The sequence below is a fragment of the Occallatibacter sp. genome (assembly GCF_049582745.1).
GTDB lineage: Bacteria > Acidobacteriota > Terriglobia > Terriglobales > Acidobacteriaceae > Telmatobacter.
This window is the reverse complement of the sequence record NZ_JBAUUO010000064.1, coordinates 110,117-132,631: the sequence shown is the minus strand read 5'-3', so window position 1 is coordinate 132,631 and position 22,515 is coordinate 110,117. Positions and strand designations below refer to the sequence as shown.

The window sequence follows — 22,515 nt, the reverse complement described above, 5'->3', positions numbered from 1 at the left end:
GCTCCTTTTGTAAGCATTTAGCTACGCTTCGACAACGCAGTTATGCCACAAAAACAGCGGCCTTTTCCCACTTTCTTTTTCCCGGACCTTTACTTCTTGCCTACTCCCCGTGAGAAATGCAGGCTAGCCTGCCGGAGCAGATCGAGATGGGCCGGCGCGCGTTAGTCTAACCCCATGAGCACGGCCTATATCGCGCTTGGATCGAACATGGACAGTGCGGCGGGACCGCCGGATGCCACGCTGGCCGCGGTGGCAGAGAGGTTGGGCACGCTGGGCACGGTGATACGCCGATCGTCGCTCTATTCCACCCGGCCGGTTGGATTTGCAGCGCAGCCGCGGTTTATGAATGCGGTGGTGGCACTGGATACGACGCTCGCGCCGCGCACTCTGCTCGATCAATTGCTGGCGATTGAAAGGGAGTTTGGGCGGGACCGTTCAAAGTCGATTCCCAATGGTCCTCGGACGCTGGACTTGGATATCCTGCTCGTAGACGATCTCGAGATCAGGGATCCTGGTCTCGAGCTACCCCATCCAAGGCTGGATCAGCGGGCTTTTGTCCTGGTTCCTCTCCATGAGATTGCTCCTCAATTGAGGATTGCAGGTCGCGGAAAAACCGTCGAACAGATGCTCGCAGAATTGCATCAAACTCAAGCAGGTGATACGGATGCCGTGGTGCGGATGGAAAGCAATCATTGGCGTGCTGCGGCGTAAGTCCAGGATCGCAGCGGCGCTCGCTGGATTTCTCGCGGTCTCAACTGTCTGGGCGCAAAAGCCCGTGGCACTCACGATTTCGGTTGTGGACAAGTCCGGGGCTGTCATCGCGGGAGCAAGCATTCAAGAGGCGGGCGGACGGCTGCTGGGCCGCACCGACACCAATGGACAGCTCACAATCTTTTGCCGGATTCCCTGCCGTCTTCGCATCGAGGCAAGGGGATTTGCTGGAGAATTTGTTGAAGTCAGCGCCAACACAACGGTCCAACTGGAACCGGAAAACACCAGCCAGCAAGTAACGGTCACGGCGTATCGCGCGCCACTGGGTGCGCTGGAGAGCCCGGCGACCACACGAATGCTTTCGGAAGTCGCGCTCAACACCACTGCCGTTCCGACCATGGATGGGCAGATGCGGCAGTTGCCGGGAGTGGAGTTGTTCCGGCGATCGAGTTCGCTCGAGGCCAATCCGACATCGCAGGGCATCAGCCTGCGCGGATTGGGCTCGACCTCTGCCAGCCGCACCTTGTTAACCGAAGACGATGTTCCGCTGAACGATGCTTTGGGCGGCTGGATTCACTGGGAGGAGCTGCCGGAGCTGGGGATCGATCGCATTGAAGTGGTGCGCGGCGGCGCCAGCGATCTGTACGGCTCAAGCGCGATCGGCGGCGTGGTCAACGTGGTGCCGGCGCGGCCCACCAGCACGCTCGGCGAGGTGCGCTCGAGCTACGGCGGGCTGGGCACGTATGACACCAGCGCGCGCGTCGAGACCACGTTCAAGGATTGGGGCGTACTTGCATCGGGCGGAGCAATCGGCACAGACGGATTTATCCAGATGGCTCCCTTCCAGCGCGGGCCTGTGGACACAGTTTCAAATATGCATGGGCAGAACGGACTGTTCGACGCGGAGCGCAATCGCGGGCCATTACGCCTGTTTATGCGGGGAAGCGGATTCAATGAAGCGCGCGCGAATGGTACGCCGTTTCAGCAGAACGGTACGCGGCTCTGGCGCTATGCGACAGGAGCGGACTGGCAGGGAGCGCGCGACGCATCGGCGACGCTGCGCCTGTATGGATCGACGGAGCACTACCGGCAGACCTTCTCGAGCATTTCGAATGCGCCGACAGCAGCCGATCCAACGTGCACCTACCGCTGCGGTGAGACGCCGACCCGCTTCACGCTGGTGCCAGTCAACGAACTCGGCGCGGCTGCGCACTGGAATCAGCCGATCGGCGCGGAGCTACTGCTGATTGCCGGAGCCGATGTGCACGATGTGCGCGTGTGGGATCGCGAGCAGACGTTTGGCGCGACCGCAGCGCTGACTAACCTGCACGATCATCAGCGCGATTCGGCAGGCTACGCAGAAGGAATGTGGACGCACCGTGCATGGACGCTGACCGCATCGGGCCGCGTGGACTGGTTTCAGAATCTCGATGCGCACCAGGTCGTGTGGAATGGATCGACGTGGGCGCCCGCAGCAACGCAGCCGCCCTCGCGCGATGAGACCATCTTCGATCCACGGATGGGTGTGTCGCGCAAACTTGGAGGTCACTGGGCGCTGTCGGCATCGGGGTTTCGCGCATTTCGCGCGCCGACGCCGAGCGAACTCTATCGCTCGACACAGGTGGGCAGCAAGCTCACGCTTCCTAATTCGTCGCTGCTGAGCGAACGCGCAACGGGATGGGAGACGGGCGTTGCAAGTGAATGGCGCTGGGGGACGATTCGCACTAGCTACTTTGACACGCAGGTCAACCGGCCCATTGTTGCGGTGACGACGAATCCGAATTCTTCGCCGATTCTGCTGCGTCGCGAGAACCTTGGCCAGATTGAAAGCCGCGGCGTGGGAATCGATTTTGAAGCTGCTCCGCGCCGCTGGCTCGCTGTCGACGGCGGCTACCAGTATGCGCATGCCATTGTGTCGCGCGGCACGCAGGATCTTGGCAACTGGATTCCCGAGGTGGCGCGGAATATGGCGACACTGAATCTGCGCGCGTTTCGTCCGCGCATCGGCACGCTGAGTCTGCAGAGCCGATTGAGCGGACGCCAGTATGACGACGATGCGAATCTTTTTTTGCTGCACAGCTACTTTCGGCTCGATGCGTTTGCGTCGCACGACTTCGGATCGCATCTTGAATTCTTCGCCGCCGGCGAGAACCTCTTCGACCGCAGCATCGAGGTTTCGAAAACACCGACGACCACGCTGGCAACGCCGCGTGTAGCGCGCGCCGGAATGCAACTGAGCCTTGGCGGAGCGAAATAGGCGCTACCGGGCGTTCAGCAAATCTTAAGGAATCAACTACTTCTCAACAAATCTTTACACAACGAATTTGCGAACTCAGTGTTTCTTGAAGTGTGAGTGGCCAGGAACGATCTATAGTCACCGCCGTCACAGAAGGAGAAACACCATGAGACTCGTGAAGCTCGTACTTGTGGCGGCTCTGATTGCAGCGCCCGCCATCACGTTTGCCCAAACCGCCGCGCCGGAACAGCCGAAGAATCCGATTGTGAAGCGCGAGTTCAATCAACAGCGACGCATTGGAAACGGCATCCAGAATGGACGCCTCGCTCCGCGGCAGGGAGCACGCCTTGAGCGGCAGCAGATGCGCATTCATCGCCAGGCACGCACGATGCGCACGCACCAAAATGGACGCCTGACCATGAAAGAGCGCCGCATGATCCATCGCCGGCAGAACTTCGCCTCGCGCAGGATCTTCCGCGCAAAGCACATGCATCGCCGCAACGGGTGATGCGCAAGCAAGCGGGGAGTCGGAAGGGACTCCCCGCAACAGTTTGGCGCGATGCCCGCAAGCTAGAATGACGAAGTGAGCCTCGCATTCAACCTGCTGAACACGACGGAAACCGGCGGGCGCCGCGCGCAAATGCATCTGCCGCACCAGACGGTGGAAACCCCGGTGTTCATGCCGGTGGGAACGGCGGGGAGCGTGAAGGCCGTGCCCCAGGACGTGCTTGAAACGCTCGGCGCGCAGATCATTCTCGGCAATACCTATCATCTCTATCTGCGCCCCGGACACGAGGCGATTCGCCGCATGGGCGGATTGCACCGCTTCATCAGCTGGCCGCGCGCCATGCTGACCGACTCCGGCGGATTCCAGGTCTACAGCCTCACGCAACTACGCAAAGTTACCGATGAGGGCGTGCGCTTCCGTTCGCATCTCGATGGCAGCGGCCACTTCTTTACACCTGAACATTCCATGGATGTGCAGATCGCGCTGGGCGCGGACATCTGCATGGCCTTCGACGAGTGCACCGAGTACCCGGCGGATCGCACGCGCGCCGAAGAGAGCCTGCGGCTGACGATGGCGTGGGCGCGGCGCTCGCTCGATCACTTTCGCGCACACCGGGACGAGGTACCGTGGCGTGATGATTTCGGCGATCGGGGTCCCCACGGACAGGTCCACGTCCGTGGGGTGAAAGGACAGACGCAGAAACTCTTCGGCATCGTGCAAGGCGGGATGTATCACGATCTGCGGCGCGAGAGCGCGGAGCGGCTGGTGGAGATGGACTTCGATGGCTACGCGATTGGCGGACTCAGCGTGGGCGAGCCGCGCGAACTTACGCTCGAGGTCATTCGCGAGGTGCTGCCGCTGCTGCCGAAAGACAAGCCGCGCTACGTGATGGGCGTGGGCTATCCCGACGAAATCGAGCAATACGCGCGCATGGGCGTGGACATGATGGATTGCGTGCTGCCTACGCGCGCCGCTCGTCACGGGCTGCTGTTCACCAGCGAGGGCCGCGTGAACATCAAGAACAAGCAATATGCGGAAGACCAGGGGCCGGCCGATCCGGCATGCGGTTGCGTGGTGTGCCGGCGTTACTCGCGCGCGTACCTGCGGCACCTGATCCAATGCGGCGAGCCGCTGGCCGGCACGCTGAACACGATTCACAATCTTGCCTACTACCTTGGAATCATGAATCGCGTTCGCGCAGATCTCGCTGCAAATGTGACGGCGCCGGAACCGGTCAAGCCGTAATTGCCGAGCCGAGCAACTGCTTCAGCGCTTGAACATACTCCGACAGGGCCTGACGACCGTTCTCGGTAATGCGGTAAAGCGTCTGCGGTTTGCGCAATACGAACTTCTTCTCAACCGCGACGTAGCCGGCTTCTTCGAGCTTGAGCAGTTGCGCGCCAAGGTTGCCATCGGTTGAGCCGGTCTTCGCGCGCAGCCACGTAAACTCGGCTTCCTCAACGCCAACAAGCAGCGAGAGCAGCGCGAGGCGGAGCTTGCCGTGAATCAAGGGATTGAGCTCCGGCAACTCAGGCATGGACGACTCCAACCGATTTGCGTCGCCGCGAGTCCATTACCATCCCGTAGATACCGAATACAATCTGGCAAAAGAAGATCCCCGTCAGAAACGCGATGGTCACCGGCGTGCCTTTGCCAAAGCATGCAAAAACGGCGCAGCCCCACCAGACAGCTGCACAGGCAAATTGCATTTTCCATTTCAGGATCATGCTGGATGCAGCATTGGCGCAGCCGAGCATGGCGCCCAAAACTGCGACCATCAAATGCAGGTCAATTCGCCCGCTGGTTCCCAATGAGAGGAACACAAGGAACATAGATATCCCCGCTGCGACCCAGATGGCACCGATAGCGCGTCCGATGGTCGTGTTCGTGTGACTGTGGCTTTTGCGAGACACAAGCACGCCGGTCAGCACACAAGCGCTGATCATCGTGACGGGCCACACCCACGCGCTCCGGCTCATCGCGCCCCATAGAATCGCAAGATAATAGGCAACTCCCCAGAGCACGAAAATCCAGCCCCAGCTTTCGGTAGACCGCCGGCCCTCGGCGATCATGTCTTCAATCAGTGCAAGCCGTTCCTTCAAATCCTGCGTGCTCAGATGATCGTCCATTGCTATTCTCCTTCGTTGAGATTCTCGTTGGAGACTCACTGCTCATGCGTCAGCAACATCTCTACGCTGCGATGCGGAGGATTGCTTGCAAAGCTGACGTCAGTCGTCTCGTGCCATTCGCCCTTCGGGTTCAGGTGCATGGTGTTTTGGATTTTTGCCGGACCCGCGTTGAACCCCCAGGCGAAACCATCGGGATTCACGGTAAGTTCGGTGTCGACGTAGCGTCCGTCGTTGTAGGCACGGAATCGGTAGACGTGGGCGGCGTCGTCATAGGAGACGGTAGCCAGCGCCTGGAATTGCGCCTTGCCATCCGGCCCGGCGCTCTTGCCTTGGATGAGCAGAACGAGACCGTCGAGCTTGAACTGAACGCTTTCAGTCTGGGTGAGTTTCAAGGGTTCGCCCGGCCCGCGTGAGATCGAGACGGGTCCGGACCAGTTGCCCGCAAGAAAGGCCAGCTTCTTCATGGCTTCGCGCTGGGCGGCGACGCTTGACGTTTGCGGCTGCTGGGCGATGAGAGCCATTGCCGAGCCGGCGAGCAGGATGCCGACAAGCCGAGGCAGAAGTCGAATTCCGGTCAAATCTCGATTCATGCAGAGCCTCCAGTCAGCGCATCGAGCCGCTGGGACCACCTTGGCTCAATATGAAGTACTCTACAATATAGAGTACTCTATGTCAATCGCTTTTTTGCACTGGGATCTCGGTCTGTTCGATTTGGCAGGTTATCTAAGGTGAGATTCCTGGAAAGCCGGGCAAACCGGAGAGTCGTCAGGACCGTCTGAGTGATTTGGGCATTCGACAGGAGGCACACTTTGCACGTGGAAGGCGAGGGGCTTCAGCTCAGCATCGACTCGGTTGTATTTGCAACGGACCTCTTGAGCAGCTCAGACAACGCCGGCCGTTATGCGCATCTTCTGGCGAGATATTTCGGGGCGCAATTCATTGTGATGCATGCGTTTCTGTCGAGCCAGGCTGCGCGGGAGGCTGAGACCCTTTCGCACCTCGTGAGCCGGGAACGCAAGGATCTATCTACGGAGCTGTCACGGGTCGCCCATGCGCTTTCTGAGGACGGCGTAGAAGCCGTTCCGATGCTGATTGAGGGAGATATACCGAAGGCAATCGCGCAACTGGCCGAGAAGCGTGCGCCCTCCCTGGTGGTGCTGGGAACGCATGGCGCAGGACGAATGGCGCGCGGACTGCTCGGTTCCACTGCCGATAAGATTCTGCGATCTACTCCGTGGCCTTGCCTTGTGGTTGGACCGCAGGTGCCCAAAGCATCGCCGCATTCGGTGCCCTTCAAACATATCCTCTATGCCACGGATTTCACGCCGGAAGCGGCGCATGCTGCCATCTACGCAGTCACGCTGGCCGAAGAGGCACACGCGGACATCGATCTGCTCAACGTCGTTCCTGGCAGCATGATCGCGCATCCCGACCGGCTCTCGAATTCTGAGAAGCACTTCCAGAGCGAACTGGATCGTGTAATACCCCAGCAGGCACGCGAGTTCTGCAATCCCCACACGTTTGTCGAAACCGGCAAAGCGCATCATCAGATCCTGCAGCACATCCAGAAACATGGCATTGACCTGCTGGTGATTGGCGTGCGCAACAGTTCCCATCTCGACCTGGAAATACGAATTTCAAACGCATTCAGCCTGGTCGTCGAGTCGCCATGCCCGGTGCTCACGATTCGCGGTTAACGACTATTTTCCAAGCTCTTTCACAAAAAAATCGGCCATGATGTGGTTGGCTTCAATGGCTTCGGGCAGGCGCAGGTCGTACCAGAAGGCGTGCGGCAAAGCGTCGTAGACCACGAGGTGGGCGTCATCCCCGGCCAGCAGATAGGCGCGTTCCAAGTTGGCCGTGCCGCTCAGCAGCAAATCGCGGCCGCTGGTGACAAAGAGCGTGGGCGGGAGGCCGTGCAGGTCGCCATAGATGGGCGAAAGGATTGGGTCTTTCGGATCGGTTTCGGCGACATAGAACGGATCGTGCGCTCCGGGCTCGGGTGGATCGAGATGGCCGGCGAGGCCGCGCAGCGCGTACATCGCCTGGGAATCGCCGGGACGCGCAAAGTCGCCCATGCCGCTGAAGATGCCGAGGGCGGCGGGCATCGGCAGGCCCAGTTGCTTGATCTTCGCCGCCACTTCGGCGGTGAGGATGGCGCCGGCGGACGTGCCGTAAATCACGATGTGCTTCGGTTTGTAAGTCTTCAACAATTCCTTGTAGACGGCGATGGAGTCGTCGACCGCAGCTGGGAATTTGACTTCAGGCGAGAGACGGTAGAGGACGGCGACGACCTTGATGCCGGTGTAGGCGGCGATCGGAATCGACTCGGTGTAGGAGCCGGAGTCGGAGTTGAACCCGCCGCCGTGCAGGTTCATGAGCACCTTGTCCTTGTTTTTCTCGGGCATGCCTTCCGGGGTCACGATGCGGACTGGAACGCCGGCCATCTTGTCTTCGACAATGGTGTTTGGGCAGATCTTCGACCACTCGACGCGTGCGCGGGCGGTGTAGGCATCGGTACCCTTGCGGCGCGCTGCTAACGGCTGTGGCGGACCCTGGTCAGGCTCAGGCCGGCCGATCGACTTCTGCGCCTCGGGGCTGATGGTCTGCGGAACAGGAACAACGCGTGTGACGTGGGCTGTGCCGTTGGCGTCGATGTAGCTGGTGTCGCGGCTGGGGGCCTCGGCGGCGGTGGTCGGGGTCGGAGCGGACTGCTGGGCAAGGAGCAGCGACGACGCGAAGAAGCATATGCAAGCGACGGAGCGCGCGATCGAGAGCATGGGGTCAAAGCCTCCAGAGGATTTTCGGGTAAGGCACCGCGGACGAGCGGCCGAACCGTCCACGATAGCAGAGGGACTGGCGTATCCTTGATCGTCACAGCATTCTGTTCTCGACCGGAGGCAGCGGGTCGCATGCGGAATGAGGAGGGAACTCCGATGATTGCGAGAATCTGGCACGGATATACGAAGCCCGAACATGCCGACGCATACGAGGCGAAGCTCAAGCCCGAGTTGCTGCCTGGAATGAGCAAGATCCCCGGATACCGCGGAGGCATTGTGTTGCGCCGGACGTTGGGCGAGGAGATCGAATTCATCACCATCATGGTGTGGGAGTCGCTCGAAGCTCTGCGGGCAGTGGCGGGAGCGCACTACGAGGTCGCCATCATTCCCGAGGACCGGCTGCAGTATCTCTCCCGGTACGACAAGGAGTCGGCGCACTACGAGATCCGTTCGCTGCAGGGACTTGCCGGACTCGCGGGCTGAGGTCTGAAATTCCTGCTGCCCTCTTTATGCCGAGTACGTTACATTGAATTCCCATGACTGCAATTGCTTCCCCTGCAATTCACAATTTTGTCGGCGGCAAGTGGGTTACTTCCACGAGCCCGACCGGAATCGATCTTTTGAACCCTGCTACCGGCGAGCCGCTTGGGAATTCTCCCGCCGGGTCACCCGCTGAGGTCGACGCGGCGGTGCAGGCGGCACATACCGCCTTTGCCTCGTGGCGCACCGTGCCGGCGGTCGATCGCGTGCAATACCTGTTCAAGTTGAAGGCGTTGCTTGAACTGCACCTGGATGAGCTCGCCAGCCTGATCACCATCGAAAACGGCAAGACCCTGACGGAGTCCAAGGCGGAATTGCGGCGCGGCATCGAAAACGTCGAAGTCGCGTGCGGCATTCCCGTGCTGATGCAGGGCTATTCGCTCGAGGATGTTGCGCCGGGCATCGACGAGATCATGGTGCGACAGCCTCTCGGCGTCTGCGCGGTGATTACGCCGTTCAATTTTCCGCAGATGATTCCGTTGTGGTTTCTGCCCTACGCGATTGCCACTGGCAATACCGTGGTACTGAAACCGAGCGATCGGGTTCCCTTCTCTGCGGCGCGCCTTCTGGAACTCTTCCAGGAGACAGGTCTGCCGGATGGTGTTGTGAACCTGGTCAACGGCGGAAAGGCTGCCGTGGATGCGCTGCTCGATCATCCGCTGGTGCGCGCGGTGAGCTTTGTGGGCTCGACGCCGGTGGCCAAACACGTGTATGCACGCGGCTCGGCGAGCGGCAAGCGCGTGCAGTGCCAGGGTGGCGCAAAAAATCATGTCGTGGTGTTGCCGGACGCCGACCAGGAGACCACGACAAAGATCATTGCCGATTCAGCCTTTGGCTGCGCGGGGCAGCGCTGTCTCGCTGTGAGCGTAACGGTGACGGTGGGCGAAGCGAAAGACTGGTTCCGCGACTCGATTGCGGCGGCGGCCGGTTCGTTGAAAGTGGGCAACGGGCTCGATCCGGCGACGCAGATGGGGCCGGTAATCACGCAGGCCAGCCGCGAGCGCGTAGTCGGGCTCATCGGACAGGGCGCGGAGCAGGGAGCGAAGACCATCGTGGATGGCAGGCGCACCAACGGAAACGGCGCCGGCTCATTTGTGGGGCCGACGGTGCTTGACGGGCTGCCGGCCGCGAGTCCTCTGATGGAGACAGAGATCTTCGGACCGGTGCTTTCGGTGGTCCATGCAGACACGGTGGACGAGGCTGTCGCGATGATCGAGCGCTCGGCGTATGGAAATGCGAGCTCGATCTTCACCTCGTCGGGTGCGGCGGCGCGCAAGTTTCGCACGTCTGTTTCGACAGGGAATGTGGGCATCAACATTGGCGTACCGGCACCCATGGCCTACTTCCCCTTCTCGGGATGGAAGGGCAGTTTCTTTGGCGTGATGCACGCGCAGGGTCGCGACGCGATTGAGTTCTTTACCGACAAGAAAGTAATCGTAGAGCGCTGGCCGAAAGAGTGGTCGCGCAAGTTCTGATCGCACCGCTACGCACACGCGAAAAAGGGGAGCGCGAACTGCGCTCCCCTTTTGGCGGCCGACTGCGGATTGCGGACAATTATGAAGGCGGAAGAATGAGAAGACCCGCGTGCAGCAGCATTTCCGTTAGGCTGTCGAGCGCTTTTTTGTATTTGTATGAAATGGCACGTACGCTCACGCCGAGCATCGCGGCCGTTTCTTCCTGCGTATATTCCTGCAACACCATCCGGCTGAGAATCGCCTGATCGACTTGCCCGAGTTTCTTCAGAATCTTCTCGATATCGAGCACGAAGATCACAGCATCTTCAAAGGTTTTGACTTTGCGGCTCGATACCCATCCTCGCCCGATCGGTTCGCCCAGGATAGCCGGGGCGCGGCCCACCAGCATGGACGCGTACAGATACCGCCGAAGCATTTTTTCAGTATGTTTGCGATAAAAGGCCAGGCTGATGAACGGCGCGGAAGCAGTGTCCTGGCCCGCTGGGTCAGTTTCCACAATCGAGCCGGAGAACGGATCGACGCTACGCCCGGTCCGCCAACGCCGAGTGATGGTTCCTGCGGCCCAAAGAGACGGCAGTTGGAGGGCTGCGCTCACTTCGCACCTCCGGCTTCGACGGCTACTGCCCAGAGGTTCAAGAATCTCTTGGTGGTCGGACGCCCGCGCCGCTTTCGGGACTCAGGGCTGGGAAACTTCTCCAGTTCTGTTCTACAGCGTGAACAATATACAGTTCCCAAGGTCTGGGCACGGTACCAAAGACTACCGCACCCCTCGCAAATCTTCAATTGCACGCACAATTCCATGACCGATTCCCCAAAAAATCGCTTTCTCCCGCTCGTTCAGTTTGTTGTCTTCTGTCAGGCGGGTTGAAAGGAGCCAGGCAATCGCATCGGCGGTTCTTTTGCCGTCTTTTACGGTTGCCCATGCTCGAGCTGTGGATGTCATCACGATGTTCGCGCAGAGTCTGGAATCAGCTCGACTGGCAGTGCCGAGGCGCATGGTTTGAGCGCCTGCGAAGGAGTTCGATCGGAGCGGTGCGAGACCACGCTCGATTTCGACGAGGGCAACTACAACCCTCGTACGATTGCGCGGACCAATCCCATCCCCGAAAATTTTCCACAACCTGTGCGAGCTGGAGTAAGCCCAATCTAGAGAGATGTATCCTTTGCGTCAACGCTTCCAGGCACACTTCTTCATTCGTTCTGTTGGATAAGCAAGCGAGCCCAAAGAGTGAAGCCAAAACGGCGCAAATCGGTTTGCTTAAAGAAAACAGCGACCGATCGTCTGCATGACCGGTGGCGGACTATCCACAGATGAATTTTACCCAGATGCACGAACGCCTTCGTGTGGAGTTGCTGCGCAGGATTGAGCGTGGAACTTTGAGCGTCTCACTGCTGGCGCGGCAAACCGGATTCGGCAAGTCGCACTTGTCCAACTTTCTGCACTCGCGCCGGCAGCTCTCACTCGAGGGACTCGACCGTATGCTGGCTACCCAGCACATGGCATGCGAGGACCTGCTGGAACTCGGCTCTCATCCCGGTGCGGGCGGCGGCACCGATGAAGAGCTCCTCACGGTGCCGGTTGTTTCGCACAATTCCGCGCTCTTTGAGCCGTATATCCGGCCGAGCGCAGTGCTGATGATGCTGCATCTGCCCACCGGCGCGCTTCGCTCGCTCAAACCCAGAACTGTGGCATCGCGCCGCTCGTGGCAGAGGCTTGTAGCCATCCGTATTGCGCATTCCGATGCGCTGCCCATGGATCCGATGCTGTTTCCGGATGCTCTCGCCGTGATTGACCGGCACTACAATGCGCTGACCCCCTACCGAGCCGGCAGGCCCAATGTGTATGCCATTCGCGACGGATCTCACCTGACTTTGCGCTATGCCGACTTTGCGGAGGCGCGGCTGGTTCTGCGGCCGTTGAATATGGGCTTCCCGGTCGACCTGATCGAGATCGGCCCCGATGCTTCGCCGGGCGAATACATTGCGGGTCGCGTGTGCTTGACGATCAACGAGCTGTGAATCGTGCTCAGCGGAGGCGCGGCCTCCGCCTGTCATCAACCGTCGTGGGCGGCATCGGCGTTGTCGAAACGCGTAAACTTCGAGACGAAGTTCAGATGCACGACTCCCGTCGGTCCATTGCGCTGCTTGGCAACAAGGATCTCCGATTTGGCCCGATCCGATTCAGACATTTCCTCATCGCGGTTGTAATAGGATTCGCGATGGATGAAAGCAACCACGTCAGCGTCCTGCTCAATGGAGCCCGACTCACGGAGATCGCTGAGCATGGGCCGCTTATCGTCACCGCGGCGCTCGCTGGCACGCGAAAGCTGTGAGAGCGCGACAACCGGGACTTCCAGTTCCTTGGCCAATGCCTTCAACCCGCGTGAAATCGCAGACACCTCCTGCGTGCGGTTCTCATAACGCCTGCCGCCGGCCGAGGGAAGCGTTGCCGACATCAGCTGCAGGTAGTCAACGACAATCAGATCGAGCTTGCCGGTCGTCTGTTTCAGTCGCCGCGCCTTGGCGCGCATTTCGGCCAGCGAAATGCCGGCGCTGTCGTCGATGAACAGGTGCGACTCGATGAGCTGCTCCAGCGCCTTCTCGAGCTTGATCTGATCGTCTTTCCTGATGAATCCTGCTTGCATGCTGCGCTGGTCTACCCAAGCCTGCGAGGCCAACATGCGGCGCAGCAGCGAAGCCTTGCTCATTTCCAGGCTGAAGACGGCCACGGTGGCTCTGCTGTTGATGGCCGCATTCTCGGCGATATTGATGGCCAACGCGGTCTTTCCCATGGAGGGACGTGCGGCAATGATGATGAGCTCGTTCTTCTGCAAGCCCTTGGTCATCTGGTCCAACACTGTAAATCCAGTCGCCAGCCCGGTGACGTCGCGGCTTTCCTTGTAAAGGTTGTCGATGGTCCCAAAGGAATCCGCGACAATCTTGTCCAACGGTTCGAGGCCGCGGGTAATTCCCTTCTCGCTGACTTCAAGCAGTTGCGACTCGGCAGCGTCGAGGACCTCGAGGGCGGTCTCGCTCTGGTCGGCCGCGCGGGCAATGGCCGCGGAACAAATGAGCATGAGCTTGCGCAGCAGGCTCTTGTCCTTGACGATGCGGATGTAGTCTTCGATGACCGGCCGGATCGGCAGGCCCTCGGTCAGCGACGCCAGGTAGGCCACGCCGCCAACTGTCTCGATCTCCTTGGCGCGGGCCAGTTCGTTCGCCAGGGTGACGATGTCGACGGCGTGCTGCTGGTTCATCAGCTCGCTCATGCGCATGAAGATGCGCTTGTGGGAGTCGAGCGAAAAGTCGTCTACTTCAAGCCGCTCGGCGGCCTCGGAGTGGGCGGCATTGTCGAGCAGGATGGCGCCGAGGATGGTCTTTTCGGCGTCGATATTCGCGGGCAGGCCGGCGTCGAGCGATGTGATGTCAGGCAAGGTGGCCATAACTAGAGTGTAGGTCGGCGACGGCAGAAATTCTCAGAGAAGCGTCTTGTGAATAACCCCTAGCCATTTAGGAAAAAAGGGAAATTGAAGCACCGGGCTGGTCGATAAGCAGAGATTGCAAATCCACCAGGAACCGGGATCAGTTCTAATTGGAGATCACCATCTGAGAAGTGCTGGTGAGGCTCAGGTTCTGCTTCTTCCAGAACGGAATATTCAGAGGAAAGGCATAGGTCACCTGGACCTGAACAGCATTGCCGGGCGCGTTGCATTGACTTCCACACGCGGTCCAGGTCGTAGGCTCGCTTGAACTTGCACTGTACCATGTCGCGGATGCAGTCAGATTGTTCGCGTTGATGCCCGGAAAGGTATTAGCCCGCACATATGTCTGAACTTGGGCCGATGTGATTCCGCAGTCTGGGATACCCGAGCATGATGAGCCACGAACAACAGCATATCGCGAGGCCGACCGGGCCGCGTCGGAGATGAAGTTATATGCATAGAGCCCAAAGCAGCATTGAATCAAACCGAACGTAATCATGATGAAGACAACGGAACACAAAGCGAACTCAACCAGCGATGATCCGGTGCTGTCCCGGCTCACGCGCGAGAGAGTCGCCAAAGCGCGCACAAAACCTGGATGACTCCGCGAACCGCAGCGAAATCTCGGTCGATGGGTGCCTGTCTCGCTCACTGCATAACCTTTTGGACGGCCTTTCCTTGAATCGTGAATGACATTGGCAAACCGGGCAAATGAAGTCCAGGATTAAAGGTTGTCTGTGTTTGGACGGTGAGAATCGTCTCAATGTGCGAGGCGGAACAGTCCGTGGATAAGCAGGTGGAGGCGGACCCATCCGAACAAATGCAGGTGTGGGAAACATTTGTGGTTCCCAGCGTGATATTGGGTGCGTCGTTCACAGCGGCATTCTGAATTCCTGTTGCGTCTCCCGAAGCCGATGCGCTTTGCGCACCATACTGCACTCCAGCCATTGCGGCATTCGATACTTCAATAGCGGAGTACGCGGCCAAGCCAAATTCAGCTGCCCCGACCAACATGGCCAGAAGGAGGGGCATTGCCAGCGCCGTCTCGACAAGAGGGCCGCCAGCCTCCTCTTTGATCTTTCTTGGAAGACGAGCAACCGCAGAGCACATTATCGAGCGCACGATGTTTGCGAGTCTCATTGCTACTCCACCATTACAAGTTTTGAAAGAGCCGTGTTTGTGTTGGTTACTGCCGCATAGTTCGTAACGTTAACCGATCCGCTGCCGGTAACTTTTAACGTGTCGACGATCATATCCAGCGAAACATTCATGCTTCCCGACCCCGTCAGAGTCACCGGCGCCCCCGGAGCGTACAGGATTCCCTTCACGGAGTCACCACCGGAACCGGTAAGAGCCATGGCGCTGGTATTGCTTAACGGCTGGTAAATGAGCATACCGTTGTAGGGTCCGGAGGTGGGAGCGCTCAAATTCATGTTGCCGCTGCCCGTAATCGTATCGCTGCCCAGGGTGTAGAAAGTGACGCTGGAACCCGTCAGCGCGCCGGACCCTGTTAGGCTTAGATTGCCCCCGACGGTGTAAAGGCCAGAACCGATTGTTACCGCTCCGCTGCCGGTTGTCTTAAAATTGCCGCCAATCGTATAGTTCCCCGCTCCGAGAATGAGGCTCCCGCTTCCCGTGTTAGTTAAATCCCCCGTGATGATGTAATCCCCGGCGTTCAGGGTCAACTTGCCGCTTCCCGTGTTCGAAATTGATGAGTAGGTACCGGGATCAATGGTCTTATCGCTTGATCCGGTGTTGCTGACGGAGCAACTCGTGCAAGTGCCAGTCGGAATCGTGGGAGCGGTGGGGTTCAGGGGATCTGCCGCCGGTCCAATGCCGGTGGTGGGAGGATTGGGCGAGATGTGTCCCGAGCCGGTAACGCTGTATCCGCCGACAATGCCAATCTGCTTTGCAGTGATGGAACCGCTCCCGGTCAGCGACATAGCGTTGCTCGCGCTGGAATCGTCGTAGATTTCGCAGTTCGGCGCGGAAATCGACCCGGAACCCGTCACAGAAACGTCCTTACCGGACTTTGAGAGCGCCCAGAGGCACCCGTTGTTGGCTCCCGAGCCTGCAACGGCTCTGGCTTTCACGGTGAGTGAGGATATGTGGAACATCCTCATGAAAAATGTCGGCGTCGGCTCGACGACAATCGCTTCGGTATAGCCGGTGCTTTCGTGATAGCCATTCAGCGGAGGATCGTTCACGCAGATCGTGGTAGAGCTCACGCCGGAACACTGGCTGTTGGCAGTACAGGTCGCCGATAGGCCATTGGCCGCGCCTGCGGCACAGGCCGCCGTCTTCGCGGAGGCTGTTGAGCTGTTGTACTTGTAATCGAGCGCGCCCGCCACGGCTGCGGCATCAGCAACAACTTGCATGTTTCGCTTGGCCTGAAAGACGAAACCGACGTCTACCGCCATCGCCATAAATCCAAGCAGCACCGTCATACAAAGCGCTACGATCACCAGCGTTTGCCCTGAATCCTCTTTGAAGGACTTCATGGGAAGGTCTCCTTTGGCGGCAGATTTGCCCTGACATTCCTCGCGGTTCAGCTGGGTGCTGCACACAGGCAAACTCCGGGACCACCTGTCAAACTGACCCCCAACCCGCCTCGCAAACCGATTGCTTGATTTGTGATTATAGGCGCATTCTTTACATTTTCGGTTACACAAAGGTAACTCACACCCTGGCATAGCCACTCTGAACGGGAAGGGCCAACCTTGGCGGCATTGGGCCGCCTATTCGCGCAAGGGATATCGACTTAGCTCATGTCGACGGATGCCGCGAAGTCGTCGATGGCCGCCAGCGCAGCCTATTGAACGATCGTCATGCTCGAAACGCTTCCATCACCGCTGGCCGAACGCCCCTGCGCTCACATCTTGAGAGACCCGATTATCTGATTTGTGCGATTCAAAAAGCAATCGGAATAGATAACCTGCGTTTCACAGATCCTTGCAGTAACCAGAAATCACGAGAAGTCACATCCTGGAAAGTTACCCGCAGCCTGAAAACTCCGCTCCAAATCTCCTACTTGCCACAAGGCAGAGCACTTAGCGCAGTTTTGGGAATTCGGCAGCGATCCGGCGACAGTAGCCCTGGTCCTCGCAGTCACTTTGGGCTCGGAATGTGCAGGTGCCAATTTGTCGAGCGGCCCGCGTTACGGCTGCAAGGAAATCTGAAGTTCGGTTCCACTCGCGCAGCAATGCCGGTTCGAGAGAACACACCTATGCGTGTACTGGCGGCAGATGGGAGTTGACCCTATTGCGACGGCCGCCAGCGCAGGATGGGCTTGCGCGCAGCCTGGACTTCGTCGAGCCGCGAGACGCGCGTGGAATGCGGCGCGGTTTTGACGACTTCAGGGTTCTCCTCAACTTCCTTCGCAATGGAGCGCATGGCATTAATGAAAAGATCGAGTTCTTCGAGAGATTCGCTCTCTGTCGGCTCAATCATCAGCGCGCCGTGCACGATCAGCGGGAAGCTTACCGTATACGGATGGAAGCCGTAATCGATCAGGCGCTTGGCGATGTCGCCGGTCTTCACTCCCTTGACCGCCTGCCGCTTGTCGCTAAAAACAACCTCGTGCATCGAGGGTGTTTTGTACGGCAGCTCGTAAAGGTCTTCGAGATTCTTGCGGATGTAGTTGGCGTTGAGCACGGCGTCTTCGGTGGTCTGCCTCAACCCGTCGGGTCCGTTGGCGAGGATATAAGCAAGCGCGCGAATGAACATGCCAGTGTTGCCGTAGAAGGCGCGCACGCGCCCCACCGATTGAGGACGGTCATAGTCCCAGTGAAGCGAACCCGAAGGAGCTTCAGCATCGCCGCCACCCACTTTGTCCGACGAACCGCTCTGGATAGAGGGGGCGCGGAACAAAGGTGCAGCACCGGAAGAGGCGGCGTCCGCGTTCGTGCTTTCCCAGCCTTCAGTCGATGAGCTGTTCGCCGCATTTTCCGTACGCACCAGCACCGGCGTCGGCAGAAACGGCTCAAGAAACGCCTTGCAGGCCACCGGGCCGGAGCCCGGACCGCCGCCGCCGTGGGGCGTCGAAAACGTCTTGTGCAGGTTGAGGTGCATCACGTCGACACCGAAGTCGCCGGGGCGCACCTTGCCCACCAGGGCGTTCATGTTGGCGCCATCCATATAGAGCAGCGCGCCCTTGGCGTGGAGGATGTCGGCAATCTTGTGAATTTCGTTTTCGAAGACACCGAGCGTGGAAGGATTGGTGAGCATCAGGGCGGCGGTGTCTTCGTCCACCTGGCGCGTGAGGGCTTCGAGATCGATGCCGCCGTCGGCGTTCGACTTGAGATTCTCGACCTGGTAGCCGCAGATGGCCGCGGTGGCCGGGTTGGTGCCGTGCGCCGAGTCGGGAATGATGACCTTGCGGCGTGCGTTGCCCTTTGACTGATGCCACGCGCGGACCAGCAGGATGCCGGTGAACTCGCCATGTGCGCCGGCTGCGGGCTGCATCGTGATGGTGTCCATGCCGGTGATCTCGATGAGGCAGCGCTGCAGCAGGTCGATGATTTCGAGCACGCCCTGCGCCAGCGACTCGGGACGGTAGGGGTGCGCCTCGGCCAGACCTTCGATGCGCGAAACGAATTCGTTGACGCGCGGGTTGTACTTCATGGTGCACGAGCCGAGCGGATACATGCCGAGATCGATGGCGTAGTTCCAGGTGGAGAGGCGCGTGAAGTGGCGAATGATCTCGATCTCACTCAGTTCCGGGAGCTCCGCTCCTTTATCGCGCCTTGCGGCGCCTAGCAGAGCAGCGGAATCGACTTCAGGCACGTCGAGCGGCGGCAATTTGTAAGCTTTTTTGCCCGGCGACGACTTCTCGAAAACGAGACCCTCGTTCTGCGTCTGGTGGGGCCGAACCTTGCCGATGGTTTTCGAGATTGCGATTTCAGATGTCGCCATTTTTATGCCTCCACCGGCGCGGCGGCCAGCACCTTCGCCGCGTGGTCGATGGTTGCGCGGGTTACCACTTCCGTCGCGCACCATAGCGTTGCGTTCTTCAACTCCGGATACCAGCGGCGCAAATCGATGCCGCCAACGATCTTTTCGTCGAGCAGACGCTGGCTCCATTGCGCGGGCGGTTCCTGGGTCTGCAAGACAAATTCGTGAAAGCGCGGCGCGCCCTTGAACAGAAGCTTCGCGCCGGGCTGGGCGCTCAACGTCTTGGCGGCGTAGTCTGCCTTGGCGAGATTGTGTTCGGCAAGTTCGCGAATGCCTTCCTTGCCATAAACCGTCAGGAAGATCGTCGCCATCAATGCAACCAGCGCCTGGTTGGTGCAGATATTGGATGTCGCCTTCTCGCGGCGAATGTGCTGCTCGCGGGTGGAGAGCGTCAGAACGAACCCACGATTGCCGTTGCTGTCGACGGTCTGGCCGGCAAGGCGGCCGGGCATCTGGCGCAGATACTGCTCCCTGGCTGCGATCACGCCGCAGAACGGCCCGCCATAACTGAGTGCGACGCCGAACGACTGCGCTTCCATGCTGACAATGTCAGCCTCGACCGGCGGCCGGACAACGCCCAGCGAAACCGCCTCGGCAATCGACACGATCAGCAGCGCGCCTTTTTTGTGCGCAATCTCCGCAATCGCCGGAATGTCTTCAATCACTCCGAAAAAGTTGGGACTCTGTACCAGCACTGCGGCGGTCTCTTCGGTGACTGACGCTTCAAGGGCGTCGAGATCCACGCGGCCGGTCTCGGCGACGTAGCCGATTTCCGATGTCGGCATGTCGCGGAATTGCAGGTAGGTGTGCAGCACTTCGCGATACTCCGGATGCACCGTCGAAGCGACGACGGCTTTGTGTCTGCCCGTGACGCGCATCGCCATCAGCACCGCTTCCGCTGCGCCCGTAGACCCGTCGTACATGCTGGCGTTGGCCACGTCCATGCCGGTCAGCTCCGCGATCATGGTCTGGAACTCAAAGATTGCTTGCAGGGTGCCCTGCGTAATCTCCGGCTGATACGGCGTATAGCTGGTGAGGAATTCGCCGCGCTGCACCAGCGCATCGATAATCACGGGGCGATAGTGTCGATAGCAGCCTGCGCCCAGAAAGCTCGCGTAATCGGTGGCGTTCTTCTGCGCGGCGGCCTTGAAGTAGTCGATGATTTCGCTCTCGGCCTGCTGGCGCGGGACGTCGAGGTCGCGGGTGAGCCGATACTCGGGCGGAATGATGGCGAAGAGATCGTCGATCGCCTTGGCGCCGATCGCCTTGAGCATCTGCTCCCGCTCGGCAGGAGATTTTGGTAGGTAGCGCATGGATGGTCCCTCCGGGACCAGTGGTCAATACTCAGTTATCAGTTTTCAGTCATCAGTTGTCAGTTCCGTCGTATGTCGCCAGATATCCCGTTTCGGTATCTAACCGAAAACTGAGAACTGACGACTGAGAACCGCATTTACGCCCCCGTCTCTTCCGAAACGAACTTCTCATACGATGCGGCGTCGAGGAGCTTCTCGTATTCCGAGGGATTAGACAGCTCGATCTTGATGATCCAGGTTTCGTGCGGCGCTTCGTTGATCTTGTCGGGGCTGGTCTTCAGTTCCTCGTTCACCGCCGTCACGGTGCCAGTGACGGGCGAGTAGAGGTCGCTGACCGCCTTGACGCTTTCGACCGACCCGAATGACGCATTGGCGGTAATGGAGTCGCCCACTTTCGGCACGTCAACGTAGACAATGTCGCCCAGGGAGTTCTGAGCGTAGTCGGTGATGCCGACGGTCCCGATCTTGCCGTCGAGCGAGATCCATTCATGCTCGCGGGTATAGCGATAATTCGCCGGATAAGCCATAGAAGAACATGCTCCTTTCGGAAAGCAAATGAAGCTACAGTGTACGACCTTGGAACGGCGCGCGGGGACTGAGGAAAAGCGGGATTGGCGCGATCAAAAACCGCTTTTGAAGCAAATTTGAGACTACTTCGCGGGCCCGAATCCCGGGTAGGGTTCGAGCGGGACAAAGGCAGCCACTTCGAGCATCCCGGCCTTGAAGATGGGTAGGCTGCCGAGAGCTTCGCGCACTTCGGCCTCGCTGGCCGCTTCCCACAAGATGGTTGCGCCGGGGACGTCGCCCCTTCGCCACACCTGCCGCAGGATGCCGGCGGCGTAGAGTTCTTTTACGCGCTGGCCCTCGCGGGCATTGAGCTCCGGTGTAAAAGCATCAGGCGGAAATGCGTCGGTGCGGCGTCGTGAAAGCGTCAGGAACTGCATATTGAAATTGTACGAAACGTGGCAAGCCCGCTCAGGCCGCGCTGGTTTCCAGATCGGCGGTCAGCCGGCGGAAGTCCACCAGCATCTTGGCGCGCCAGATCACGATCATCCCGAAGGCGAGGATGAAGAAGATGCCTGCGGTTTGAGGTGCGGTCAGGATCTTGTCAAAGTAACCGCGTGCGAACAGGCGGATCGCAGCCAGCACCAGAATTACAGCGAGAAAGGCGCTGGATCGCCGCATCATGACCGCCTCTCCCTGGCGCTCCAGCCGCGTCGTCAACAGCAGGGGCCACGCAAGGGCAACGGCGCCAATCAGAAATGCGATGCCCGCCCAGATCCATGGGACCCGAAACGCGGGGTCCGCAAACATCGAGAACCCGGTGGCCATACCGAGCGGCGGGATGATGATTTTCTTGAGTGAAACGGCGGTGCGCGTCTCCCGCATCCTCCAGATGATGACGGCGACAGCTCCTGCCCCTGCAGCAATAAACGAGCCGGCAGCTTTGCCGAAGACGGAGGAGAAGAGGGGAAGCGCCACCATGCGTCTATTTTATGGGATTTCGGGAGTCCGTGCGACAGCCAAAAGACTCCAGTTGTGGGGACGCACCGACACCTTATTGGGCGCAAGGGGTGCAAACACTACGTTTCCGCGATTGATCCCAATCCATTCCGCAGCCAACCTTCTTGGATTCGTCGGTGCAGAATCGCCGCGTGCCGTCGGCTTTTCCTCGCGCCGGAATCGCGTCGATCATGTATCCATCCGGACTGGGGCAATAGACCCAAATTCCGACCGCGTATCCGTCTTCCGTAACGTAGTTTCCGGCAATATAGTTCCAGGTTTTTTCACGAAACGGCGGTCCCGAGTAGTGCCGTCTCAACGCAGCCGGATTACAGATGCTGGCCAGATTGCCAGATTCCGCGATCGTCTGTTCCACCGCACCCTTCAATGAAGAGAATCTCTCTGCGGCGATTCGGTCATTACGCGCCACTCTGTGCGCAACGAGCGGCGGTGTCAGTGCGAGAGCGATCGGCCCATACGCAACGCCGGATGCAAGCAAGAGCCAGAGAACACGCTTGTACTTTTCACTCACCGAGATCGCAGCCCCAACCAGGCATGCCGCCAGCGACACAAGCACCGCCGCCCCGAGGGCCGCGCCTATTGCGAAAAGCGTGTAGGATGCGGCAATCGGATCCGACGGCGGCCAGATCGCGTAACCGCTGCACAGTCCGGCGAATGTGCCAACAACAGACGCAACAACGAACCTCAGCCAAAGCCCACCCGATAAAATCGTCGACAGGCCGGCACACAGCGGAACGATAGCTAGCGGAAGCCACCAAGGCAAATCAAGGCTTGGCTCAATGATCAAAGGCCACCATGAGAGAGCGGAGCCTGCAACGGTCAGAAGGACCAAAAGCGTGTCTCGACGCATCATTCTTTCTCAAG

24 protein-coding genes are annotated in these 22,515 nt (G+C 59.4%); 8 read left to right on the top strand and 16 right to left on the bottom strand.

Features of this window, described 5'->3' with window-relative positions; genetic code table 11:
* The first annotated feature begins 174 nt into the window (after positions 1 to 174).
* The 4 genes from folK to WCA10_RS10695 all read left to right on the top strand — a co-directional run bounded on the left by folK (position 175) and on the right by WCA10_RS10695 (position 4,700).
* Positions 175 to 711: a 2-amino-4-hydroxy-6-hydroxymethyldihydropteridine diphosphokinase gene (gene folK, locus WCA10_RS10710; protein ID WP_472822505.1), complete on the top strand. Its 537-nt coding sequence runs from the start codon at positions 175 to 177 to the stop codon at positions 709 to 711.
* Positions 665 to 2,968: a TonB-dependent receptor gene (locus tag WCA10_RS10705; RefSeq protein WP_472822504.1), complete on the top strand. Its 2,304-nt coding sequence runs from the start codon at positions 665 to 667 to the stop codon at positions 2,966 to 2,968. Before folK ends, WCA10_RS10705 begins: the two co-directional genes overlap by 47 nt.
* Before the next feature lie 145 nt (positions 2,969 to 3,113).
* On the top strand, positions 3,114 to 3,455 hold the full coding sequence (locus tag WCA10_RS10700; protein WP_472822503.1) for a hypothetical protein: 342 nt from the start codon (positions 3,114 to 3,116) through the stop codon (positions 3,453 to 3,455).
* A gap of 75 nt (positions 3,456 to 3,530) precedes the next feature.
* The gene (locus tag WCA10_RS10695; protein WP_472822502.1) at positions 3,531 to 4,700 is read left to right on the top strand and encodes a tRNA guanosine(34) transglycosylase Tgt; all 1,170 of its coding nucleotides are present in this window, start codon (positions 3,531 to 3,533) and stop codon (positions 4,698 to 4,700) included.
* Here WCA10_RS10695 and WCA10_RS10690 read toward each other — a convergent pair.
* The 3 genes from WCA10_RS10690 to WCA10_RS10680 are packed head-to-tail and all read right to left on the bottom strand — an operon-like array spanning position 4,690 to position 6,174.
* Positions 4,690 to 4,992, bottom strand: a complete 303-nt coding sequence (locus tag WCA10_RS10690; protein ID WP_472822501.1) for a winged helix-turn-helix domain-containing protein — start codon at positions 4,990 to 4,992, stop codon at positions 4,690 to 4,692. The two genes, WCA10_RS10695 and WCA10_RS10690, sit on opposite strands and share 11 nt — an antisense overlap.
* Positions 4,985 to 5,584 (bottom strand): hypothetical protein, encoded by a 600-nt coding sequence (locus tag WCA10_RS10685; protein WP_472822500.1) that lies wholly within the window; start codon positions 5,582 to 5,584, stop codon positions 4,985 to 4,987. Before WCA10_RS10685 ends, WCA10_RS10690 begins: the two co-directional genes overlap by 8 nt.
* A 35-nt stretch (positions 5,585 to 5,619) precedes the next feature.
* Positions 5,620 to 6,174 (bottom strand): hypothetical protein, encoded by a 555-nt coding sequence (locus WCA10_RS10680; protein WP_472822499.1) that lies wholly within the window; start codon positions 6,172 to 6,174, stop codon positions 5,620 to 5,622.
* Between the two features lie 225 nt (positions 6,175 to 6,399).
* On the opposite strand from WCA10_RS10680, the gene WCA10_RS10675 reads away from it, so the two are divergent.
* The gene (locus tag WCA10_RS10675) at positions 6,400 to 7,281 is read left to right on the top strand and encodes a universal stress protein (protein ID WP_472822509.1); all 882 of its coding nucleotides are present in this window, start codon (positions 6,400 to 6,402) and stop codon (positions 7,279 to 7,281) included.
* Positions 7,282 to 7,284: 3 nt separating this feature from the next.
* Here WCA10_RS10675 and WCA10_RS10670 read toward each other — a convergent pair whose 3' ends face one another.
* Positions 7,285 to 8,364, bottom strand: a complete 1,080-nt coding sequence (locus WCA10_RS10670; RefSeq protein ID WP_472822498.1) for an alpha/beta hydrolase — start codon at positions 8,362 to 8,364, stop codon at positions 7,285 to 7,287.
* A 156-nt stretch (positions 8,365 to 8,520) separates the two neighbouring features.
* Between WCA10_RS10670 and WCA10_RS10665 the strand changes: the two genes are divergently transcribed.
* Positions 8,521 to 8,847, top strand: a complete 327-nt coding sequence (locus tag WCA10_RS10665; RefSeq protein WP_472822497.1) for an antibiotic biosynthesis monooxygenase family protein — start codon at positions 8,521 to 8,523, stop codon at positions 8,845 to 8,847.
* Positions 8,848 to 8,900: 53 nt separating this feature from the next.
* Positions 8,901 to 10,379, top strand: coding sequence for a CoA-acylating methylmalonate-semialdehyde dehydrogenase (locus tag WCA10_RS10660; RefSeq protein WP_472822496.1), 1,479 nt, complete (start codon positions 8,901 to 8,903; stop codon positions 10,377 to 10,379).
* Between the two features lie 79 nt (positions 10,380 to 10,458).
* Here WCA10_RS10660 and WCA10_RS10655 read toward each other — a convergent pair whose 3' ends face one another.
* Positions 10,459 to 10,974 carry a sigma factor-like helix-turn-helix DNA-binding protein gene (locus WCA10_RS10655; protein ID WP_472822495.1) on the bottom strand — a complete coding sequence of 172 codons (516 nt, stop codon included), beginning with the start codon at positions 10,972 to 10,974 and terminating at the stop codon, positions 10,459 to 10,461.
* A 162-nt stretch (positions 10,975 to 11,136) separates the two neighbouring features.
* Entirely contained in the window at positions 11,137 to 11,376 is a 240-nt protein-coding gene (locus tag WCA10_RS10650; protein WP_472822494.1) for a hypothetical protein, read from the bottom strand.
* Positions 11,377 to 11,690: 314 nt separating this feature from the next.
* On the opposite strand from WCA10_RS10650, the gene WCA10_RS10645 reads away from it, so the two are divergent.
* Positions 11,691 to 12,398, top strand: coding sequence for a hypothetical protein (locus WCA10_RS10645; protein ID WP_472822493.1), 708 nt, complete (start codon positions 11,691 to 11,693; stop codon positions 12,396 to 12,398).
* Between the two features lie 35 nt (positions 12,399 to 12,433).
* Here WCA10_RS10645 and dnaB read toward each other — a convergent pair whose 3' ends face one another.
* The 10 genes from dnaB to WCA10_RS10595 all read right to left on the bottom strand — a co-directional run bounded on the left by dnaB (position 12,434) and on the right by WCA10_RS10595 (position 22,504).
* Positions 12,434 to 13,822, bottom strand: a complete 1,389-nt coding sequence (gene dnaB / locus WCA10_RS10640) for a replicative DNA helicase (protein ID WP_472822492.1) — start codon at positions 13,820 to 13,822, stop codon at positions 12,434 to 12,436.
* Between the two features lie 145 nt (positions 13,823 to 13,967).
* On the bottom strand, positions 13,968 to 14,423 hold the full coding sequence (locus WCA10_RS10635) for a TadE/TadG family type IV pilus assembly protein (RefSeq protein ID WP_472822508.1): 456 nt from the start codon (positions 14,421 to 14,423) through the stop codon (positions 13,968 to 13,970).
* Positions 14,424 to 14,509: 86 nt separating this feature from the next.
* Entirely contained in the window at positions 14,510 to 14,971 is a 462-nt protein-coding gene (locus tag WCA10_RS10630; protein WP_472822507.1) for a TadE/TadG family type IV pilus assembly protein, read from the bottom strand.
* A gap of 32 nt (positions 14,972 to 15,003) precedes the next feature.
* Complete coding sequence (locus tag WCA10_RS10625; RefSeq protein WP_472822491.1) at positions 15,004 to 16,362, bottom strand: pilus assembly protein TadG-related protein; 1,359 nt, start codon at positions 16,360 to 16,362, stop codon at positions 15,004 to 15,006.
* Positions 16,363 to 17,119: 757 nt separating this feature from the next.
* Positions 17,120 to 18,775, bottom strand: a complete 1,656-nt coding sequence (gcvPB, locus tag WCA10_RS10620) for an aminomethyl-transferring glycine dehydrogenase subunit GcvPB (protein WP_472822490.1) — start codon at positions 18,773 to 18,775, stop codon at positions 17,120 to 17,122.
* Between the two features lie 2 nt (positions 18,776 to 18,777).
* Entirely contained in the window at positions 18,778 to 20,127 is a 1,350-nt protein-coding gene (gene gcvPA / locus WCA10_RS10615; protein WP_472822489.1) for an aminomethyl-transferring glycine dehydrogenase subunit GcvPA, read from the bottom strand.
* Positions 20,128 to 20,264: 137 nt separating this feature from the next.
* Positions 20,265 to 20,654, bottom strand: coding sequence for a glycine cleavage system protein GcvH (gcvH, locus tag WCA10_RS10610; RefSeq protein ID WP_472822488.1), 390 nt, complete (start codon positions 20,652 to 20,654; stop codon positions 20,265 to 20,267).
* 123 nt (positions 20,655 to 20,777) lie between these two features.
* Positions 20,778 to 21,071 carry a muconolactone Delta-isomerase family protein gene (locus tag WCA10_RS10605; protein WP_472822487.1) on the bottom strand — a complete coding sequence of 98 codons (294 nt, stop codon included), beginning with the start codon at positions 21,069 to 21,071 and terminating at the stop codon, positions 20,778 to 20,780.
* Between the two features lie 31 nt (positions 21,072 to 21,102).
* Entirely contained in the window at positions 21,103 to 21,612 is a 510-nt protein-coding gene (locus tag WCA10_RS10600) for a CcdC family protein (protein WP_472822486.1), read from the bottom strand.
* Positions 21,613 to 21,685: 73 nt separating this feature from the next.
* The gene (locus tag WCA10_RS10595; protein WP_472822485.1) at positions 21,686 to 22,504 is read right to left on the bottom strand and encodes a hypothetical protein; all 819 of its coding nucleotides are present in this window, start codon (positions 22,502 to 22,504) and stop codon (positions 21,686 to 21,688) included.
* Positions 22,505 to 22,515 lie beyond the last annotated feature (11 nt).

What these genes read in the sequence shown, in the direction of transcription:
- folK (WP_472822505.1), top strand. Translation starts at nt 175, where the DNA reads ATGAGCACGGCCTATATCGCGCTTGGATCGAACATGGACAGTGCGGCG.
- WCA10_RS10705 (WP_472822504.1), top strand. Translation starts at nt 665, where the DNA reads ATGCCGTGGTGCGGATGGAAAGCAATCATTGGCGTGCTGCGGCGTAAG.
- WCA10_RS10700 (WP_472822503.1), top strand. Translation starts at nt 3,114, where the DNA reads ATGAGACTCGTGAAGCTCGTACTTGTGGCGGCTCTGATTGCAGCGCCC.
- WCA10_RS10690 (WP_472822501.1), bottom strand. Translation starts at nt 4,992, where the DNA reads ATGCCTGAGTTGCCGGAGCTCAATCCCTTGATTCACGGCAAGCTCCGC.
- WCA10_RS10685 (WP_472822500.1), bottom strand. Translation starts at nt 5,584, where the DNA reads ATGGACGATCATCTGAGCACGCAGGATTTGAAGGAACGGCTTGCACTG.
- WCA10_RS10680 (WP_472822499.1), bottom strand. Translation starts at nt 6,174, where the DNA reads ATGAATCGAGATTTGACCGGAATTCGACTTCTGCCTCGGCTTGTCGGC.
- WCA10_RS10670 (WP_472822498.1), bottom strand. Translation starts at nt 8,364, where the DNA reads ATGCTCTCGATCGCGCGCTCCGTCGCTTGCATATGCTTCTTCGCGTCG.
- WCA10_RS10665 (WP_472822497.1), top strand. Translation starts at nt 8,521, where the DNA reads ATGATTGCGAGAATCTGGCACGGATATACGAAGCCCGAACATGCCGAC.
- WCA10_RS10660 (WP_472822496.1), top strand. Translation starts at nt 8,901, where the DNA reads ATGACTGCAATTGCTTCCCCTGCAATTCACAATTTTGTCGGCGGCAAG.
- WCA10_RS10650 (WP_472822494.1), bottom strand. Translation starts at nt 11,376, where the DNA reads ATGCGCCTCGGCACTGCCAGTCGAGCTGATTCCAGACTCTGCGCGAAC.
- WCA10_RS10645 (WP_472822493.1), top strand. Translation starts at nt 11,691, where the DNA reads ATGAATTTTACCCAGATGCACGAACGCCTTCGTGTGGAGTTGCTGCGC.
- dnaB (WP_472822492.1), bottom strand. Translation starts at nt 13,822, where the DNA reads ATGGCCACCTTGCCTGACATCACATCGCTCGACGCCGGCCTGCCCGCG.
- WCA10_RS10630 (WP_472822507.1), bottom strand. Translation starts at nt 14,971, where the DNA reads ATGTGCTCTGCGGTTGCTCGTCTTCCAAGAAAGATCAAAGAGGAGGCT.
- WCA10_RS10625 (WP_472822491.1), bottom strand. Translation starts at nt 16,362, where the DNA reads ATGAAGTCCTTCAAAGAGGATTCAGGGCAAACGCTGGTGATCGTAGCG.
- gcvPB (WP_472822490.1), bottom strand. Translation starts at nt 18,775, where the DNA reads ATGGCGACATCTGAAATCGCAATCTCGAAAACCATCGGCAAGGTTCGG.
- gcvPA (WP_472822489.1), bottom strand. Translation starts at nt 20,127, where the DNA reads ATGCGCTACCTACCAAAATCTCCTGCCGAGCGGGAGCAGATGCTCAAG.
- gcvH (WP_472822488.1), bottom strand. Translation starts at nt 20,654, where the DNA reads ATGGCTTATCCGGCGAATTATCGCTATACCCGCGAGCATGAATGGATC.
- WCA10_RS10605 (WP_472822487.1), bottom strand. Translation starts at nt 21,071, where the DNA reads ATGCAGTTCCTGACGCTTTCACGACGCCGCACCGACGCATTTCCGCCT.
- WCA10_RS10600 (WP_472822486.1), bottom strand. Translation starts at nt 21,612, where the DNA reads ATGGTGGCGCTTCCCCTCTTCTCCTCCGTCTTCGGCAAAGCTGCCGGC.
- WCA10_RS10595 (WP_472822485.1), bottom strand. Translation starts at nt 22,504, where the DNA reads ATGATGCGTCGAGACACGCTTTTGGTCCTTCTGACCGTTGCAGGCTCC.